This window comes from Bacillus cereus group sp. MG9, from assembly GCF_040459995.1.
Lineage (GTDB): Bacteria > Bacillota > Bacilli > Bacillales > Bacillaceae_G > Bacillus_A > Bacillus_A mycoides.
The window spans coordinates 2,126,164-2,145,910 of the sequence record NZ_JARVHC010000001.1 but is presented as its reverse complement, the minus strand read 5'-3'; the positions used below and the strand labels follow the sequence as shown (position 1 = coordinate 2,145,910).

Below are 19,747 nucleotides of genomic sequence, written 5' to 3'. Positions count from 1 at the left end.
ACTAAGAGTAAGATGGCGAAGTTTAATCTAATTATTTTTGAACGTTCATAGCTTTAATTTTTTCTACATTCTCTTTTGCTTGTTTAGTTATTTCCCCATTAATAGCATTTGCATATTTTTCACGAGTTAAAAATTCAAAACATTTATATGCATTATTTGTATCATTTGAAGACATGTATCCTGCACCTTTATTAAACATTTTTACAGCTACCGTATTCATCCATTCTTTTGCATCTGCTTCGGGATATCCTAATTTCATAGCTAGTTCCATAGAATGATAAGTTAATTCGATTGCTGAAGCTAAATCTTCAATTGTATCTTTATTCCCGCTTACATTTGCAGCTGCAAATGTACTCAAATATTCAATTTCCGCTTTTATCGCATCTTTAATTCCTAATTCTTCAATTCCTGGTGTTTTATACAAAATTTGATAGTTGTTTAATGCAGCCTTATATTGAGTTTTGTCTAACTGTTTTATTTCTTTGATTACACGACTAGTAACATTAGAGAATCCTTTTTTCTCAATAACACCACGAGAAGCTGCTTGACCATAATAATGTAAAGCATTATAAAGGCTCGTTTGTCCTTCTTTATTCGCTTCTTCATCTGCTAATTGTACAAGTTGAATTCCCTCCATTTTTCTTGATGCATTATCAATCATATTCATACCGCTAATTTGGCCAATCGTTTTATCAATATCTTTTAACTGTGCAAGTAATGTGTATGATGGTAATACTGTTTTACCTACTTCACTTTGCCATCCTGTCGTTCCATTCATTTTATTCCATTCATTTTCTGTATCTGTCCATAATTTATTCGCATAATTAACCATTTCTTCTCTTGAACGTTCCAATGGGTGCTTTGTACGAATTGCATTTGCAATATTTAATACCGCTGTATAATATTCGCCTTTATTTGCAGCTTCGTTTGCTTTTTTTTCAAACATTAGCGGCATTAATAACTTATGAGATTCGTCTTGAACAGATTTTTCTACCCTTGCCGTATTTGCTAATAAATTTGCTTTCTTTATAGCATCTTCCACTGTAAAATTAGGATCTTTTATTTGTCCACGAAGTCCCTCTACTACTACACTAAATTTCTGTTCTATTGTATTTTTTTGTTGACCCGTTGCCTTATCAATCCATTCATTTACTAATAGTAAAGCATTTTCATAATGTGGATTCTCTGGATTTAAATATACATCAATTTGAGCAATTGCTTCTTCAACCGGGTCAGATTTCACTTTTTCTTTTTGATTACTTGAATCTACATTATTTGTTTTATCGTTATTTGTGGCACCTTCAGTTATTGAATCTTTTAGATTTTTCTCGCTTGATGTAGCTGTTGCCTCATTTTCTTCTTTAACTACTTTTCCTTCATTACTGCTAGTAACTTCTTTCACTGCTTTTCCTTCATTACTACTAGTATCTTCTTTCACTGGGCTTGCATTTTCTTTTGTTTCAGTTGTAGACATCACTACTGATGTTTGGATATTAAGGTTCTTTATTTCTTCTTCTAATAGCTGGTTGAAAATATCTTCTACATCTTGATTCGCTTTTTCTACTAATGTAGGATCTACACTTTCAAATACAGACGTGACTAAATAAAATTTACTTAATGCTTGTTCTAAAGATGCTACATCCCCTGTATTTGACCACTTTTCTTTTTCTTCTGTTGCTGCTTCATAAACATTTTTTGCTACTAATTCAATATATTTTTTCTTATTTTCAGTTAAATATTTTTGTAACTCTTCTTCCTTGTGAACCGATCCATTTAGCACATTGATTTGATTACGTAAATAGAATAACGCTCTCTCATTTGAATATTCACCACTTGTAAGAATTTGTTCTAAATTATCTATTGCTAACTTACGTTCTGCTACTGATTTTGATTCTGATGTTGTATTCAATTGGCTAACAAGCGTCCAGTCTTTTTTTTGGCTCTGATCGTTAGTTAGATTATTTAATACATATTGGTTCGGTTCTTTTTGATTCGTATAAAAATCATTAAAGAAAACAGATGAGTAGTATTGTCCATTCCCAGCGTACCACTCAACTAAAGTATCACCCGTTTTTGGTGATACTGTAATTGTTGGGTATGTTGGTTCTGGATCTGGCTTTGTATCTGGTTTTGTATCTGGTTTTGTATCTGGTTTTGTATCTGGTTTTGTATCTGGTTTTGTATCTGGCTTTGTATCTGGTTTTGTATCTGGTTTTGTATCTGGTTTTGTATCTGGTTTTGTATCTGGTTTTGTATCCGGTTTTGTATCTGGTTTTGTATCTGGTTTTGTATCTGGCGTTGCGTCTGGTTTTGTATCTGGCGTTGTGTCTGGTTTTGTGTCTGGTTTTGTATCTGGCGTTGTGTCTGGTTTTGTATCCGGTTTTGTATCTGGTTTTATACCTGCGTCTGGTTTTATACCTGTATCTGGCTTTTGCCCATCACCTTCTTGTACATTAAGTTGCTGTTTATTATCATTAACCTTACCCGGTTCCGCCACAGGTCCTCCCATATTAGTTGGCAACTCTAGCTTTTGTGGAGTTGGTGCATCTGATAATTTGATTTGTGGATCTTTCTTTTCCACCGACACATCATCTGGCTTATACGTCATTGGTGTAATTGGTGATTTATTATTTCCGATTAGGTCTGCTAAATTAACAGTTGGTTTTTCGCCAGGTTTTTCATCTTTTTTTGCAGGATCAGCAACTAAATTTGGGAACATAGACTGTAAGTTGCTTCCTGTAATACGATCATCTTTTTTCTCTTCTGTATTACTTGCTAGTTTTACAGTTTCTCTTCCCGCTGTGCTAAAGCCTTTGTCATACACAAGATATCCTGACGTTCCAAATAAAGCTACCGACATTACTGATATAGCAACTTTTTTACCTAAATTATTATTATTCTCTTCCATGCGTGTTCCCCTTTTCCCATCTTTATTGAATCCAGCCGTTTGTTTTCATTTCTGCTAGTTTTTCTTGTGCTGCTCTTACTTCAGCTTCATTTTCATTTGCTTGTACTGTTTTTCTTAAGAAGCGGCTCGCTTCTTCATATTTTTTCTGTTTAATTTTGAACATTCCAAATGCAAAGTTCACATGTGGATCTTCATCATTTTGTGAGTATGCTTCTGTAAAAAATTTCTCTGCTTCATTTCCTTGTCCCACTTTATCGTATAAAATCCCTATATTTACAAGCGTATTTATGTCGCGAGTCCCACTGTTGACAACTCTATTGTAAGCGTCCAATGCTTGTTGATACGCAGCATTACTCTTTGCACCATCTCGCGTTTCGTAAAATTGACCAGCTTCATAATACACAATTCCAAGTTGATTTAATAATTCTATATTTTTCATATCTTTTTGAATCGCAGCCTGTAATACTTGAGATGCCTGTTGATAATTCATTTCTTTTTTCGCACTATCAATTAGGTTTGTTTTATTCCAAAGCACATATAAATTTGAAAGTTCAATTGTATATATGGCATTCTTTGAATCTTGTATAATAGCTTCTTTAAAGAAAGACTCCGCTTTGTCTAACTGCACAGTTGCTGTTGATAGTTGCCCTTTTAAATACGAAACAATTGCCTTATCCTCATTTGTCTTCGTACTCATTTTGACAATAACATCTTCTGCTTTTTCAAATTCTTTCATCTTCATATGACTTACAGCTAAATCTCGCATAGCATCTTTTTTATACGGTTCAATTCCTTTTGCATTATTCGCTAATGCTTGTTCAAAATTCAACACTGCTTCTTGATATTTTCCGATGCGGAAATTTGCTGAAGCTAATAAATAGGCAGCTTCATTATTTTCTTTATCAATTTCTCTATCCTTTATTAATTTGGTAATATAATCGATTGCAATTTTATTCTTTCCTTCAGCAACGTAAATTGTTGCTAATTGAAGATGCGCTTCGTCTCTTCCTTTCACTGTAATTGCATGACCAACAGCCTCTTCTGCTTTTGTATATTTTTTATCATGATAAGCTTGTCGTGCTTGTTCCATATATTTTTGATATTTAGCGTTTGTTGTATAGAAATAAAATAACGTTGAACCACCTATAACAACTACTACTATTGAGCCAATAATCAAAATCCGTTTCTTATTCTTTTTCCACCATTTAGAAAAAGCAGACGGTTCACTTTGTTCATGCGCTACTGTAAGTGGTTGATTCGATGCTTTTGCATTTAAAATTTCATCATCTATATCATATTCAACTTGTTTTTTTGGTTGTTTCCGACTCTGTAGAATGCTATTAGGAACTGTAATTGTGGCTGCTATTTCTTGCTGCGGCTGTGTTCCTTGTTCTTCTTTTATCTCTTCAATAATGCTTTCAATTTCCTTTTTTAACGCATGATCAATGTTTGGAAATTGTACGATTCGTGAATAGACGAAACAAGCAAATTCTGCATTGTTTTCTCGTTCCAATTCAGTAGCTAGTTCCAAATAAATTTGTAGTACCTTTTTTTGATTTATTTCAGGCTCTTGACTCTCCATAGTTTGAATGATATATGCGAGTTCTTGTTTTAGAGCTGTTGATGGATTAAGTGAATTGAAAATTTTTTTATATTCATATATTGCCGCTTGTTTAAGTCCTCTCTCTTCAAACAATCTTGCAATTTCCAAACATTTCGATACAAAAAGAGAATGTTCTTGTGCTGACTGCCTTTCCGCATCAATTTTTATTATTTCTCTTGCGCTATTAAATGCATCGTACCACTGTGCAAAGCTTGGACATTCTGCGAAAGAGTTACTATTCCATGCCTGCTTAAATAGCCTAGCAATTTCCCCATTCCATTGATTATGTAATACTTGCTGAAGTAACGTATATCTTTCACATTCAGTCTGCATTTCTTCCGTTTTAAAGTAACTTGCATCCGTCCATTTTGTATTTCGAACTTCTTCACTACACCAGCTTAATATTTCTCCTAATAAAATAGCACCAGCAAATCGATCGGCTTCTTTTTGCCATACCCCGCTTTTTAAATACATTGGCGCATAACCCACTGAACCTGCTGGCAATAACGAAGGTCTTTTACTTTTTGGCCCATACATTTGCTCAACATCAACAAGCTCAATACGGTGTTGACCTTCAATAGGATTTTCACTTAAAAAAGGTATTAGTATGTTACTAGATGACAAGTCATTATGAGCAATCTCATTTTCTTCCATTGTTTTAAGTGTTGTTAGAAATGCTTCTGCAATAAAAAAACATTGCTGTTTTGATAGCATTCGTTGCTCTTGTAAAATATCAGCCCAAGTTGGCCCTTCAATCCAAGGCATCACAATACTATTCGCAAGATCTTCTGACTTTTCAATTACAGATGTATGTTCTTCTTTTGTAACAATGTAACGTGAACATACTTTAAGACCCGCTATAGAAGAAAGTGGTTTTAAAAATACTAATTGATGTTTTTCATCACGATAGCGTTCCTTAAAAACTTTTAATGCGATTCGATCTACACTATTTTCATGTTGTAGCTGATATACCGTTCCTTGTCTACCTTCTTGCCCATATGGCATATCAATCCCAATAACTGCTGGATGCTTTGCAAAATGATAAGCATCTTTATTAAAAACAATTTTTTCTCCCACTTCTGGTCTGAATCCCATTTTATCCCCTTACTCTCATATGACAATTTTTAAAGAAAAGGCCAGGAACAATAGCTCCTGGCCTTTTGCAATTGTTCTGCTATTAATATGAGTTATCTGCGTTACGGAAGTTAGTAGCAATGTTTTTCAAATCGGCAGAAATGTGTTCTAGAATCGGAATGTATTTTAGCATTTCTTGTCTAGCATCACTAAAGTTCGCTCTGAACTTATCTTGTGTTGCCCCAGACCATTGCCCATTTAAACTTTCAATGTCATTTCCAAGGTTATTGATTTGTTGTTGAGCTTCAGCTGCTGCGTTTGTAAAGCGTCCAGCAATTTGATCAAGTTGTTCAGGTGTAATTTTAATTTGTGTCATCCTGTATTTCCCCTTTCAATCTACTAATATTATAACAATTAGATTATAAACTATATTCACACTATTTTTAAAGGGGTAATTTACAAAAAAATAGTATTTTTTTGTAAATTACCTAATTTTATACTCTTTTTTTAGATTCTAACCATTTCCTAGCAACCTTTTTTGTTAAATCATGTAGTAAATGTAGCGGTGTAAAAGCACATTTTACTTTCATAGGTTGTCTGCGTATAAAATATCCTTCCCCGCTTTGGAATTCTTGATCCATTTCTGTATGCTTAAGCTTTATATTAAAGAAATACACATCATTATTTTGTGTGGTGCCTAATAAATAACTAAAGCTTCGTTTTCTGATTTCCGCAAACCATTTTTCATGTGAATAATTAGTTACACTTGAAGTTGTAGCAGCTGCAACAAAATGGATCCCTTTATTTCTTCCATTTTGAACAATTTGCTCTATTTTATTTTTCGCATCAAAATCAGTAGATAATAACGCCAGCATTTGATCAATATCATCAATAACAATAATAATCCTCGAATATGGAAACTTCATTTTTTCATTTGGATTTAAAGACGCCATGACTACTTCTCTGTTATTTATTACTTCTAGCAACTCATCTAACATTTCTTTTAATTGTATTCCATCTGTAATTCGCTTTTTAACATGAGGTAATTCTCCAAGAGCTAAAATACCAGTTGTTTTTTCGCTTAAATCAATCATGAGTAATTCAATTTCTTCAGGTGCATGTTGATAGGTAAGAGAAAAAATCAGTGTTTGTAATAAAGATGTCTTACCACCTTCAATTCTTCCGCCAATGAAAATATTTGTCATTTCTTCCAATGAAAAGTTTTGCAAGCGAATATCTTCTGTTTCGATACCTACACAAATTCGCGATGATTCTGATTGTTCTAGCATATCTTCAGCAAACAACTGTTTTGGAACCATTGGAATTGATTTCGCTTTCTCTCCAGTCCATGCCCCATTCATTTTTTGAATAATTGTTTTTAATTGCTGAGAATATTCCAATTCATTTTCTCCGATAAAAGGCAATGCTGCTTGGAATAGTTCTGGGGGCTGCCCTTTCACTAAACCACGTCCAGATGGTACATCAATTAATGGGAATTTTGGTCTTCCAAGTAAACTATAGTATTCTGTTCTATCTTGCAATTCAAACGAAATCGCCATCGGAATATTGTTACGAACACGGTCAAACATATCATTTGTTTGGTTGAGTGAAAAATGAAAATGAATACCGTACGTACTTGACTCACGTAATAATAGCTCTAAAATTTCATTTTCCTTCTCATACTCACTTCGGAACCTAATATAACCATCTATCATTACGACAATAACTGGAATCTTTCTTTCTACCATTCGGTTATACATCGCGAAAGATTTTGCTCCCACATCAGAAAAACATTCTTTCCGATATGTGACTTCCTTTTTCAAAGAGCTAAACAATCGTTTCATTTTTTCAATTTCGTCTTCTTGTACAATTCCACCCATATGTGGTAAATCTTTAAAGTCTAAAAACATGCGACCAAAATCAACCACATAAAAGTTTACTTCCTCTGGCGTATGAGACAGTGCCAGAGACATAATAATTGTTTGTAAGAAAGTCGTTTTCCCTGTACCTGGCATACCGTAAATATTTAAATGCCCCTCTTGTACATCTAATTTCAAAGGATACTGCGCTTGATTTGCCACATCGTCGATTAATCCTACCGTTAACTGCAATTCATCTTCTCTTTGCTTCCATACATCCGCATTCCAATTCTCTATTTCATAGAATTGATTTAATAATAGTTTCTCTGGTAAAGGTGCTAACCAAGGTCCTGGTAATGCTTTAATATTTTCTTTTTCTGATACGCTCTGTACATATTGAATAAAAGCTTGTAATTGCTTTGGACTATTTGTCATTGGTTTTGGACGCTTTTTCACTTTTATTCTTTCACCTGAAAGCTTAACTTCTGTAAAGTCAACAACATCAAGAACTTTCTCTTCATCTGGATTATAAGGTGCTCCGCTCCATGCAGATTGAAATAACTCCAATACTTCATTGCTGCCAACTTGTAGATATCCTCGTCCCGGTACATTGATTTTAGATGCATCTGGAATCTTTAGCATTTCACGACTATCCGCATCATCTTGTACACGTAAACAAATTCGAAAACGCGAGTTACTCCAAATCTTGTCATTTACAACCCCAGAAGGTTTTTGAGTTGCTAATAATAAGTGAACTCCTAATGTCCTTCCTATTGCAGCGACACTAATTAGCTCGTCCATAAATTCAGGTTGTTCCTTTTTCATTTGAGCAAACTCATCAATGACAATAAATAAATGTGGTAAAGGTTCTTTTTCACGCCAACGTGTTTCATAATATTCATCTAGATGTTGGACATTTCCAGCCTGAATGAATAATTTTTGTCTCCGCTCTAATTCTGCCTTTAATGAAATTCTAGCACGCTCAATTAAGTTTGGATCTTCTAAGTTCGTAATAGATGCAATAATATGCGGTAATCCCGCAAATGTGTTTGACATTCCGCCACCCTTATAATCAATAAGCATAAATGCCATCTCATGAGGATGATAGGTTGCTGCTAACGCTGCTATTATAGACTGAATAACTTCACTTTTTCCTGATCCTGTTGTACCAGCCATTAGACCATGTGGACCATGCCCTTTTTTCTCTATTTTATCGTGAATATTTAGAAAAACAGGCTTACTTCCTTCTCTTACACCAATTGGAACCGGTAATGAAGTCGGATATCGATTTTCTTTCCATCTCTCTAGCACTTGTAACTCTTCCATTTTCTTAGCTTGAAACAAGTCTAAAAATGTTAATACTTTCGGAATGTTGGCTGCTGTAGAACTTTTCATCCGAATCGGAGCAATGCTTCGCGCTCCTAATTCACATCGTTCGAATGAAAGTCGATCTACTTTAAAACTAACACGTGTTGTCCCACTATTTTCAGCTGAACTTGAAAACGTTTCTACTAACTCACCATTTTCTCCATTTAAGCTTATAACAAGATCACATTCCATCGGCAATCTTTCTCTTTGTTCTGCAAATATAAACGTAGATGCTCCGACACTTTCCCCTTCTCTAAGTAACATTGGGATTAGAGGATCATCTTCTAAAAATTCTCGCGCGGATAAGAAAAAGACATACATTGGGATTAAAGGTATTTTCGCATCTGCCTGTGCAGAGGAATTATAAATTCTACGCATATTAAGTGGTGTGAACAACGCTTCAGCTAATTTCTGAGCGTCTTGTTGATTTGCAGATAGAAAACGCATACTTCTCTGCTCATCCCATACGTGAGGAAGCCATCTCATCCAATCCCACTGTTTTTTCTCCTTCTCATGATAAAAAGCTGCTATTTTCACTTCATTTGGCGCATGATGTGTCATAATTTGCGTCGTTACAATTCGAATAAAGTTCAACCTATCTTCTTTATTTCCAACTACACCAATCACATCATTTTTTTTCAAAGAAATTGAAATATGCCCATTAGGAATTGTAGTAAAATCTCTTTTCACATTTTGTGCTTCTGTAACTAATGGATTTTCTTCGTAACCTTTCTGCTCAGGCACTTTCAACTCTACAAGGAATGGCCTTTCCCCCGTTCCAATACGAATATCTAAAAAATCCGGACTTTCGGGTGTTCGCTCCCATAAGTTACTTTCTTGATTTTCAATTCTTTGCACACTTTTTAAAGGACTTGGATTTTGTGTAATTAAATACTTTGCTTGTTCAACCTTTAACGTATCTAATTCCACTCGGTGCTTTTGAATTTGCTCTAAGTATCTTGTTTGCAATTGTTCAACCAATTGACGGTGTTCTTTCTTTCTACGTAAATGCCCCATCGATGTAAATATATATGACCCTAACATAGGAATACTAGAAACCATCATTAGCGGCATATAGCTTGAATTCATTTTCATAACCTTCATCATCACAAAGTATAATACTAGAGTCAAAATTGTCATCGCCGCTGGCAATATCATCGTTTCAATTGAAAATTTCGGCTCCTCCGGTATATTCGGCGGATCATGAATAATAACATCCCCTGTGGGTATATCTACTTTCACACGCGGAGAGCGTTGAAAATATGGTGATTTTTGCACAAAACATTTCTCCTTCCCCATTCAAAAACTATTACTCAATGATTTTCCATACATAATCTTCTTCACTAGAAGATATATCGGGTTTAACAGGTTCATTATAAACTTCTTCTGCCGATAACATTTCAAAAGAAGGAATAATAGCCCCCTTTTTATATAGCATTACATATTGTCCATCCCAAACATCATTATCTCGCAAAGTTTCATCATTCCGAATAGAATGCCACTCTTCTTTATCTTTTGCCACTTTAATTTCATAGATACTGCTTAATGCTTCATCTATTTTTTCATGATGTAAAATCGCTTCAATAATTTGCACTACTTTTATATCATTAGGAATCGCAATATCTATTTCTTCATTTGATTGTTTTATGTACGTCACAATAATCTCTTCCACGTTTTATTCACCTTTTTCCATCGTGTTGTTACCAAGAAATATCTAAAAATGAAATATCATCGCTTGTCGGCGAGCACTGCGCCCTCTCGATTTCTGTTAAGACTTCCTCAAAATTATACTGCATAAGCGACATAAGTCCGTCTGAATGAATAACCATCCGATTAGCTTCTTCTCTGGATAATGTCTTTGAAAAAACCTCCAATTCGCCACCAATAATGCCACGATGTGTAGACCATCTTTTCTCTATATTTCTCTCAAACTTCATTACATTCAAACAATTCTTCTGCTTTTGAAACAATTGTACAAATGAATCACCATGTGTAACTATTGTTACATATACTTTATCTTCATTTGGAATGAGTTCTATTCTCCCGCCAATAAACATAGCTTCACTACCCTGTTTTCTCTTTTCTTCCAATACATCGCGAAGTAGCCACGGTGTTTCTTCCGGCAATTGAAATGCCCTCACTTCCTCTAATCCTTCTTCTTTCCACTTTTCCAGCTCTTCATTTAATAGGGCTGAAATATCCTGTTCTTTTCCCTGAAATGTTTCAAATAAATGTAATAATTTCATACCAAGAAAGTTCGCAGCGATTTCGCCATGAAAAGACATTCCTACTCCATCACATAATACGAACATGAAACGAGTTCCATTATCTTGAAATGCGAGGAAGTCTTGTCCACTTTCATTTAAGTCCTGTGTTTCTTTAGCTCTTACATAACTATATCGATATGTAAAATGTTCACTTTTCTTCTCCTGTAATACCGTTTCTTTTTCTTGTGACAGGATATAATTCACTTTATTCATCTCCCCTATCGAACAGGCGTCGCAGCGGACATTTGAAATCCAAGTGACACTAAATCCGCATTTGTACCAGGAAACATCATCACTGCACCCTCCCCAATATGAAAACCATACTCAGTCATCATCTCACGGTAGCTTTGAGGGATAGGTGATGACAGTCGTTGCAACTTTGCTCCGTACTCATCCGTAATTTCTGTATTTGGCATAATACCTTGCCACTTCTTTATATTAGTAATTTGGTCTTGCATAATTTCATCTGAAATAAAAATATTTTCAATTAACACATTTCCATCAGGTACAGACATATCCATAATTCTTCGCACAATTAATTCTGGATCTTCACCAGTTGAAGCGCCGTCTGTCATATGACAGACCACAGGAGCTGGCCCATCTTGTAAATTTGGTAATTCCATTTGCAATAACTTCTCCACTACAGAGAAAGCTTTTGCTGTATCAGTTAAGCGATGCGTTTGGATTTTTTCTAGTGGGCGCAGTCTTGCTACTTCGTCTATTGTTTTCACCCCACCCAATAGATCAAAAACATGATCGCTATAGGCTAAAATAGATAACTTATACCTTGGAAGCAGGCGACTACCTTTTGTTGAACGAAATACCATTTGGCGAATCGCTAAAGAAAGAGCATCCGTTACAATATCAATTCTTCTTTTTTCTTCTCCGCCTGCATCCATCATTTGATTCATTGATGCGCTTACATCCAGAAGATAGATTATATAAGCTGGTGTTTGTTGTGTTGCTTGAGTTTGATATAACATGTTTCATACCCTTCCATACATTATTATGTGAACTATTTTTATATTCATATTTTATTATAACTTATGAATTTTCTATTTCTCAATTCATTATCAAATTTTCTTGATATAATTTACATATTTTCACACGAAAAAACCATTATCATTCCCTTTAACATATGTTGAAATGCACAAAACCCTTCTATATTATAGAAGGGTTTTAATGTTATGGTATAAGACGTGTACAATCCCTCGGAAAAGCACTCGCTTCTCTTACATTCGATAATTCTAATAGCTTATACACAACTCGTTCTAATCCAATTCCAAAACCACCATGTGGCGGACAACCGTATCGGAATGTATTTAAATAAGATTGAAATTTATCTGGATGTAATCCTTTTTCTTTAAAAGATGCGAGCAACATTTCATGATTATGAATTCGCTGTGCGCCTGACGTTATTTCTAGTCCTTTATATAATAGGTCGAAAGAATCGGTAATCAATGGATTCTCTTTATTCGGCATCGTATACATTGGACGCGCTTCTTTCGGATAATGTGTAATGAAAACTAACTCGCTATTATATGTTTCCTTCACATATTTCCCTAGTAACTTTTCACCTTCTGTATCTAAATCCCCTACAGGAGATTCTTTTCGATACTTACTTTTCAAAACTTCTTGTGCTTCTGATAATGTGATTTTAGGAATTTCTCCAATGACGGGTACTGCTATTTGTAATAGTTGTAATTCTTTTTCACAGTTTTTTTCTACTTGTTGAAACATATATCGTAATGCATCTGCCTCTAATTGCATCACTTCATGAAAATCATGAATAAATCCAAGTTCTACGTCTAACGATATATATTCATTTAAATGTCGTGAAGAGTTATGATGTTCCGCCCGGTACACAGGAGCAATTTCAAAAACACGTTCGAGTCCTCCCGCTACCATCATTTGTTTATAAAACTGTGGTGATTGAGCTAAATACGCTTCTTTTTGGAAATATGAAAGCTTAAAAACATTTGCTCCTCCTTCTGCCCCTTGCGAGACAATTTTCGGAGTAAATACACGTGTGAAATCGTTCTCTATTAGAAATTCACTAAAGCTTTGAACGAGTGTAGATTTCACTTTAAAAATCGCAGCGATTCGCTCATGTCTTAATGATAATACCCGCTCATTCAATAGTTGATCTAAGCCAACCTGTAACTTCTTCTTATTTATTTCAAATGGAAGTTGTTCTGCACCATTTAATACTTTCACTTCATGAGCAAGTACTTCAACCCCTAATTCTGTTTTCGTTGTCGTTACTATTTCACCAATTACTTGGACGACACTTTCAACATCAACTTTATATCCAGCTAATTCATTTTCTAATACGCATTGAATAACTCCTGTTCGATCCCTTAATAATAAAAAACTAACATTGCCTAGATGACGAATCTTTTTTACCCATCCTTGTAGTAATACAACCTTTCCGCTATGCTCCGTACATTCTCGTGTGAGTGAACGCTTCATTATTTGATCCATTATATTTCCCTCCATTAATTTTATTTTTATTTACGTTATTGTTATTGTTGTTGTCGTCGTCATCATCCACGTTCACTCACCTCCTTTCAAAGAATACAAAAATCCGCCCCTATAAATAGGGACGGATTTTTCCGCGGTACCACCCAAATTGTCATAATGACCATCTTAGTCCTGATAACGGTAGGTACCGTTTGCTTTTACTAATAATCACGTTCAAAGCAACACTCACAGGTGTCTTTCCATCATGCGGTATCGCAATCTTCTCAGCAACCGATTGCTCTCTGTAGACCCTTACATCATGTACTTTTCCTAATCATCACTTTTTATATTTACAGAGTATTCTATCTCTTTATTTTATAAAACGCAAGCCCTTTTAGAAAAATATTGCAATTTCTCACTAAAGAGACCCCTTCTAAAGATATGTAATATGAACATTGAACTCTATACAATTATCATTTGACAGCTTAGAAATATTTTATCTTTCTCAAATTCATCCAATTGCATTTTTCCATTTTATTACATAAAATCTGTATTTCCCACGCATATTATTATTAAAGTTTTATCGGAGGTGTACATATGAAAAAAACAATTAGTTTCTTTCTCCTATTATTATGCATAGTTGTAGTTAATGAAGCATATGCCTATTCACCAAAATCTTTACCAATCTCTCAAAATTCTGATCAATGGCAAGTAAATATTGATGAAGTAAAAAGAACGAGTGAAAAATTGTTGCAACCAAAAAAAGGTGTATTTCAAACATATCATTTCTCTGTAAAAAATCTCGGGAAAAGTGAAGTGTATAATGTACAAGTTGAAGTTTTTCGGAATGAACCAAATACGAAAACAAAGTATGAACTCTTTTCCAGAAAAGAAGGTCGTCTAGCAAGTGGAAAAACTGGATTTGAACATGCTAACTTCCCAGTTTCTACAAAAGCAGATGAGGTTGACGTTATCATTACGTGGCAAGAACATCCTTTCCGCTCTATGCGAAACGATCAAAAAGTTGAAGCTAGAAAGTTTAAAGAGCATTTTGTTTTTAAAGAAGAAAAATAGTAATTTTGTCGAATCGCTAGTGTATGAAATGAATCGCCAATAAATTTATATTATCACTGATATAATTTAATTTACTAGTACCAGTCCTTGAACAAATTAAAAACGTCGTGGCTTATAAATGCCACGACGTTTTATATTAATTCGTACTAATTCCTCTCGCTGTCCAAATTCGATCAATTTCAGCTGCGTGTTGTCCGCCGTATAAAAGAGCATCTGCTTGCTTAATCGCTTTCGCTCCATCACGGAATTTTGCATTTGGCGTTAATGACCAATGTGATTGTAAAATAATTTTTGTTGCTACATCACGTCCAAAAGCTTGCGCCATTTCATATTGACCTTGAGCCCATATTTCCCCGTCATTATGCACTTCATTCGTTATATCTTTCGGATATACTTTATTCGTATCTAATCGGCGTAAGCACGTCGGATCTGAACTAGAATACGCAGTCGCATCCCACTCTCCAATACATGCTTTTCCGTAACCTGTTGTGGATACTGCATCTTCATAAGTAGCACCTAAGAAGTCTCCAAATCCTTCTCCCATCGCTCCACCTTCTGGTGAACTTCCGAAGCCTGGTACTTGATTATCTTGAATAGAATGTCCATATTCATGCGCGATAATGCCCGCATCTTCTGCATCATCTACTCCGCCAGTACCGAAAGTTAAAGCTTTCGTTGATGGTGAATAAAATGAGTTATCATCAGTTGTACCATTTACATTCACTTTAATAGAACGATTATTAATATTGTTAATGCCTAATCCTTGAATGTAACGCTGTAATGTATCAATATGATAATATGACATAACATCTTCAAAACTATCATTTGCACGTGTAAAATTAAATTGTAAGTTTGTAGATTTCGTCTTCGCTTTTGAAGAAATTGTTACATACTCACCAATTAAAAATCCTGTACCATCTAAACCTTTTAACGTAACAGTTTTCAATTGATTCGTTAATGCTGTTGAATCTGCGTCATTATTGTCTTTTAATCCTGTTTTACTACCACTAGATACGACAGGATTAGGTAAAAATACTTTCCCTGTTCCTTCTGCTTTTCGGTTTATATCAACCTTTTTAATTAACTTTCCATTTTCCGCGTCAATAAATGTTTCCCATGCTCCGAAAGGTTTATTCGAATGGACTAAAACTTTGTATACTGGGATAGCTACTCCATCCTCAATAATATATCCAAATTCTTTCTCTGTAGGAGCCCATAGATTTTGCTCACTTTCTCCTCCAACATACGCCATTGATTTTTGTTCAGCATCTTTTTCACTAATCTTACTTGCTATTTCTTTCACACTTTGAACTGCCTGGTAATCAGACACAGCAAGTATTCCTTGTCCCTGTCCATTAAGAGTAACTGTAATTTGTTTTGAAAATACAGGAGCACCATTAACTACTTGTTGGAACCTAACATATGAAGCTACTGATGTTTCTGTTGTAGAAATATATTGTAAGTCTGAAAGGTCCGCCTTCAATCCATATTCCGTAGCATGTCCTTTTAAATATTCAATTGCTTTTTTCTGTGGTGAATAAGCTTCTAGCTTTACTTGCTGTTGTTTTTCCAATGCTGAAACTGTGGAAATTGTCCCCATTACTAATGGTACAGTCATTGCCATTGCCACCATTTTTTTGTTTAACATAAAACCACTCCCCCTAATAAATTGAACCCTTTACCCCATTCCTATAAGGCTATTACTGTCCACAAGTAACGAAATAAAGTGAATCTACGAGTAATTCTATACAAACAATTCTATTACCTTTACATTTTGGGTAAGTGAAATTTTCTCAATATTTATGTGTAAAACTAGAAAAATACTGTAGAAATATATTACTCTTTAATTTCATGTCATGGTGATAATTCATTTTCAGTGTTTTATTTAGCGTGTTATGGAGAAAGAAATTTTCTAGAGGTCCTATCGAATGGATTATGAGAAAATTAGCCGGATAATTTCTCTTCATACAAAAAGGAAGTTGGAATGATTCCAACTTCCTTTTCATTTAATTTGCTGGACTCAGTTTGATGCGAACTTTTGTCTCACCTAATGAAAGCTCATCATCTTCTTTCGTTAATGCATGAAACATAAATTGTTTTACGAGTAAATTTTCTTCTAATAACTCTTTATGGTTCGTTAATGTATGCTGCAATTCATCTTCTACATCAAGAGTAACATCAACCCGTAAGTTAACTGGTAAATTCAACTGCTTACGATATTCTTGAACTGCACGAATAAATTCACGTGCTACTCCTTCTTGTAACAATTCTTCCGTTACATTCGTATCTAACATTACCGTATATTGAGCGTTAGTCGTATTTGAAAATCCTGATTTCGCAACTTTCTCTACTAATACATCTTCAGCTGTTACAACTACTTCTTCTCCTGGTACTACTTCGTAAACTGCTCTTTCTGTAGATACAAAGTGTTGTACTTCTTCTTTTGATAATTGTTTTAGCCAGCCATTTACTGCATTCACACTTTTACCAAACTTCGGCCCAGCCGTTTTAAAATTCAGCTTTAATTGATAGGACGTGTATTTCGTTTCATCGAGTTCAACATGGAATGCTTTCACATTTAGCTCATCCATTACGATATCACGATAAGATTCCCAATCGATATCATTCTCGTTATGCTCAAGCAATACAAGCTCTGCTAACGGCTGTTTTACTTTTAATGAATGTTGATTACGATTACTTCTTCCAAGTTCAACAACTTGTAAAACAGCATCCATTTCTGCTTCTAACTCAGGCTGGATAAGTGATTCGTTTACAACCGGATAATCTGCTAAATGAACGCTTCTTCCTTCTAAATTCAGATGAATATCCTCAGCTACAAACGGTGTAAATGGTGCGATTAATTTACTAATTGTTACAAGCACTTCATGAAGCGTTTCATACGCAGCTGCTTTTTCAGGATTCATACCAGATTCCCAGAAACGATTACGTGATCGTCTTACGTACCAGTTACTGACTTCATCTACAAGCGCCGCGATTTCACGAGCTGCATTCGTAAATTGATAATCATCAAGTGCAGTTCTTACCTTTCTTGTTGTGCTATGCAATCTTGATAATACCCATTCATCTAATTTCGTCCGCTTAACTTCATACTTTTCTTTCGGATTATATTCATCTAAACTTGCATATAAAACGTAGAAGCTATACACATTGACTAACGTATCTACAAATTTAGATTTCGCTTCTTGTACTGTTCTTTCAGAAAATCGTTTCGCATTCCACGGCGCACTATCAACGAGTAGAGCCCACCTTAAAGCGTCGGCACCAAACTTCTCTACTAAATCAACAGGATCTAGTGCATTCCCTTTACTTTTAGACATTTTCTGTCCTTCTTCATCTAGAACATGCCCTAGTGATAACACTCGTTTATACGGCACTTTTCCTGTATATAGCGCTGATACGGCTAATAAACTATAGAACCAGCCGCGTGTTTGATCAATTCCTTCTGCAATAACATCTGCTGGAAACTGTTCTTCAAATAACTCTTTATTTTCAAACGGGTAATGATATTGCGCAAAAGGCATGGAACCACTATCAAACCAAACATCAATTACTTCTGGTGTTCGATTCATTGTACTCCCGCATTTTTCACAGGACACTTGTACTTCATCTACATATGGCTTATGCAATTCTAAATCTTCAGGCGTTTCTTTTGTACTGTTCTTTCTTAATTCGGCAATGCTTTTCGGTGCGAATTGATGATCGCAGCTTTCACATTCCCACACGTTTAACGGTGTTCCCCAATATCTATTCCGGCTAATATTCCAATCCACCATGTTTTCTAAAAACTTACCAAAGCGTCCGTGCTTCATATGGTCTGGATACCACGTAACAGAATCATTATTTTGTAAAAATGTTTCTTTAATCTCAGTTGTTCGGATTAACCAGCTTTCTCCTGCATAATAAAGTAATGGTGAATCACAGCGCCAACAGTGCGGATAGCTATGTTCATATTTTTCTTTATGATATAGCAAACCTTCTTTAGCTAAATAACGAACGATATCAACGTCACAATCTTTTACAAACTTACCTTTAAGAAATGGTACTGCATCCGTATACTCACCTTTCTCATCTACAACATGTAAGAACGACAATCCTTCACTTTGAACGACTTTATAATCGTCCTCCCCATATGCTGGAGCGATATGAACGAGTCCTGTACCACTATCTGCTGTTACAAAATCTGCTGCAATTACGTGGTACCCATTTGTAACTTCCTTCATCGGAAACGGTGCTGTATAAGATATGTTTACTAATTCTTCGCCTTTGTGAACAGATAATACTTCATAGTTTTCTTTTAATACTTCTTGTACACGCTCTTTCGCAACAATGTATACATACCCTTCTTGTTTCGCTTTAACGTATTCCATATTTGGATGTACGGCAAGTGCAACATTCGCTGGAAGTGTCCACGGCGTTGTCGTCCATCCAAGGAAATATTCATTTTCACTATCTTTTACTTTAAACTTAACCGTTGCGCTTAAATCTTTCACTGTTTTATATCCTTGTGCAACTTCATGTGAACTAAGCGATGTTTGACAGCTTGGACAGTATGGAGAAACTCTATGTCCTTTATATAACAAACCTTTTTCATGAATCGTCCCTAAAATATTCCATACACTTTCGATATATGGATTCTCTAGAGTAACGTATGGATTATCCATATCTACCCAATATCCAATGCTCTCCGTAAATTCACGCCACTGCTTCTCATACGTGAATACACTCTCTTTACACTTTTGAATAAATGGCTCAATGCCATACTCTTCAATCTCATGCTTACCTGAAATACCAAGTTGTTTTTCGACGCCTAATTCTACAGGTAATCCATGTGTATCCCAGCCAGCTTTTCTTAACACTTTATATCCAACCATCGTTTTATATCTTGCTACTAAATCTTTAATTGCCCGACCAAGTGCATGGCCGACGTGTGGTAAACCGTTCGCCGTTGGTGGTCCTTCATAAAACACAAACGATTGTGCGCCTTCTCTATTCTGAATTGATTGTTCAAAAATGGCCTGTTCGTTCCACTGCTTACGAATACGTGTTTCTCTCCCTACAGCCGACTCTTTTACATCTACTTTCTTCATCTACAATCACTCCTTTGAATGTT

11 protein-coding genes, 1 pseudogene and 1 other annotated feature are annotated in these 19,747 nt (G+C 35.2%); of the genes and pseudogenes, 2 read left to right on the top strand and 10 right to left on the bottom strand.

Going from position 1 to position 19,747, the window contains the following annotated elements; genetic code table 11:
* Window positions 1-31: 31 nt before the first annotated feature.
* From QCI77_RS10910 to aspS, 8 genes are all read right to left on the bottom strand, one after another.
* A complete protein-coding gene (locus QCI77_RS10910; protein WP_353824912.1) occupies window positions 32-2,908 on the bottom strand; it encodes a hypothetical protein in 2,877 nt (958 codons plus the stop codon).
* 22 nt (window positions 2,909-2,930) lie between these two features.
* Window positions 2,931-5,606, bottom strand: a complete 2,676-nt coding sequence (locus QCI77_RS10905) for a tetratricopeptide repeat protein (RefSeq protein WP_353824911.1) — start codon at window positions 5,604-5,606, stop codon at window positions 2,931-2,933.
* Window positions 5,607-5,688: 82 nt separating this feature from the next.
* Complete coding sequence (locus QCI77_RS10900) at window positions 5,689-5,961, bottom strand: WXG100 family type VII secretion target (protein WP_002158043.1); 273 nt, start codon at window positions 5,959-5,961, stop codon at window positions 5,689-5,691.
* A 118-nt stretch (window positions 5,962-6,079) separates the two neighbouring features.
* Entirely contained in the window at window positions 6,080-10,090 is a 4,011-nt protein-coding gene (gene essC, locus QCI77_RS10895; protein WP_353824909.1) for a type VII secretion protein EssC, read from the bottom strand.
* A 31-nt stretch (window positions 10,091-10,121) separates the two neighbouring features.
* Entirely contained in the window at window positions 10,122-10,484 is a 363-nt protein-coding gene (locus tag QCI77_RS10890) for a ubiquitin family protein (protein WP_063219638.1), read from the bottom strand.
* A 28-nt stretch (window positions 10,485-10,512) separates the two neighbouring features.
* On the bottom strand, window positions 10,513-11,292 hold the full coding sequence (locus QCI77_RS10885; RefSeq protein WP_098776430.1) for a PP2C family serine/threonine-protein phosphatase: 780 nt from the start codon (window positions 11,290-11,292) through the stop codon (window positions 10,513-10,515).
* Window positions 11,293-11,297: 5 nt separating this feature from the next.
* Window positions 11,298-12,062, bottom strand: a complete 765-nt coding sequence (locus QCI77_RS10880; protein ID WP_098776431.1) for a vWA domain-containing protein — start codon at window positions 12,060-12,062, stop codon at window positions 11,298-11,300.
* Window positions 12,063-12,264: 202 nt separating this feature from the next.
* Window positions 12,265-13,563, bottom strand: coding sequence for an aspartate--tRNA(Asn) ligase (gene aspS, locus QCI77_RS10875; RefSeq protein WP_353824908.1), 1,299 nt, complete (start codon window positions 13,561-13,563; stop codon window positions 12,265-12,267).
* A gap of 114 nt (window positions 13,564-13,677) precedes the next feature.
* Window positions 13,678-13,889: a binding site (T-box leader), on the bottom strand.
* 250 nt (window positions 13,890-14,139) lie between these two features.
* Between aspS and QCI77_RS10870 the strand changes: the two genes are divergently transcribed.
* Complete coding sequence (locus QCI77_RS10870) at window positions 14,140-14,616, top strand: hypothetical protein (RefSeq protein ID WP_353824907.1); 477 nt, start codon at window positions 14,140-14,142, stop codon at window positions 14,614-14,616.
* 136 nt (window positions 14,617-14,752) lie between these two features.
* On the opposite strand, the gene QCI77_RS10865 is transcribed toward QCI77_RS10870, so the two are convergent.
* Window positions 14,753-16,264 (bottom strand): M36 family metallopeptidase, encoded by a 1,512-nt coding sequence (locus QCI77_RS10865; RefSeq protein WP_353824906.1) that lies wholly within the window; start codon window positions 16,262-16,264, stop codon window positions 14,753-14,755.
* Between the two features lie 218 nt (window positions 16,265-16,482).
* Here QCI77_RS10865 and QCI77_RS10860 point away from each other — a divergent pair.
* Window positions 16,483-16,572 (top strand): annotated as a pseudogene (locus tag QCI77_RS10860) (DUF418 domain-containing protein); the annotation flags it as partial.
* A 50-nt stretch (window positions 16,573-16,622) separates the two neighbouring features.
* On the opposite strand, the gene ileS reads toward QCI77_RS10860, so the two are convergent.
* Window positions 16,623-19,724 carry an isoleucine--tRNA ligase gene (gene ileS, locus QCI77_RS10855; RefSeq protein WP_353824905.1) on the bottom strand — a complete coding sequence of 1,034 codons (3,102 nt, stop codon included), beginning with the start codon at window positions 19,722-19,724 and terminating at the stop codon, window positions 16,623-16,625.
* Window positions 19,725-19,747: the final 23 nt, after the last annotated feature.

Coding starts and splice junctions, on each gene's coding strand:
- QCI77_RS10910 (WP_353824912.1), bottom strand. CDS start 2,908: ATGGAAGAGAATAATAATAATTTAGGTAAAAAAGTTGCTATATCAGTA.
- QCI77_RS10905 (WP_353824911.1), bottom strand. CDS start 5,606: ATGGGATTCAGACCAGAAGTGGGAGAAAAAATTGTTTTTAATAAAGAT.
- QCI77_RS10900 (WP_002158043.1), bottom strand. CDS start 5,961: ATGACACAAATTAAAATTACACCTGAACAACTTGATCAAATTGCTGGA.
- QCI77_RS10885 (WP_098776430.1), bottom strand. CDS start 11,292: ATGAATAAAGTGAATTATATCCTGTCACAAGAAAAAGAAACGGTATTA.
- QCI77_RS10880 (WP_098776431.1), bottom strand. CDS start 12,062: ATGTTATATCAAACTCAAGCAACACAACAAACACCAGCTTATATAATC.
- aspS (WP_353824908.1), bottom strand. CDS start 13,563: ATGGATCAAATAATGAAGCGTTCACTCACACGAGAATGTACGGAGCAT.
- QCI77_RS10870 (WP_353824907.1), top strand. CDS start 14,140: ATGAAAAAAACAATTAGTTTCTTTCTCCTATTATTATGCATAGTTGTA.
- QCI77_RS10865 (WP_353824906.1), bottom strand. CDS start 16,264: ATGTTAAACAAAAAAATGGTGGCAATGGCAATGACTGTACCATTAGTA.
- ileS (WP_353824905.1), bottom strand. CDS start 19,724: ATGAAGAAAGTAGATGTAAAAGAGTCGGCTGTAGGGAGAGAAACACGT.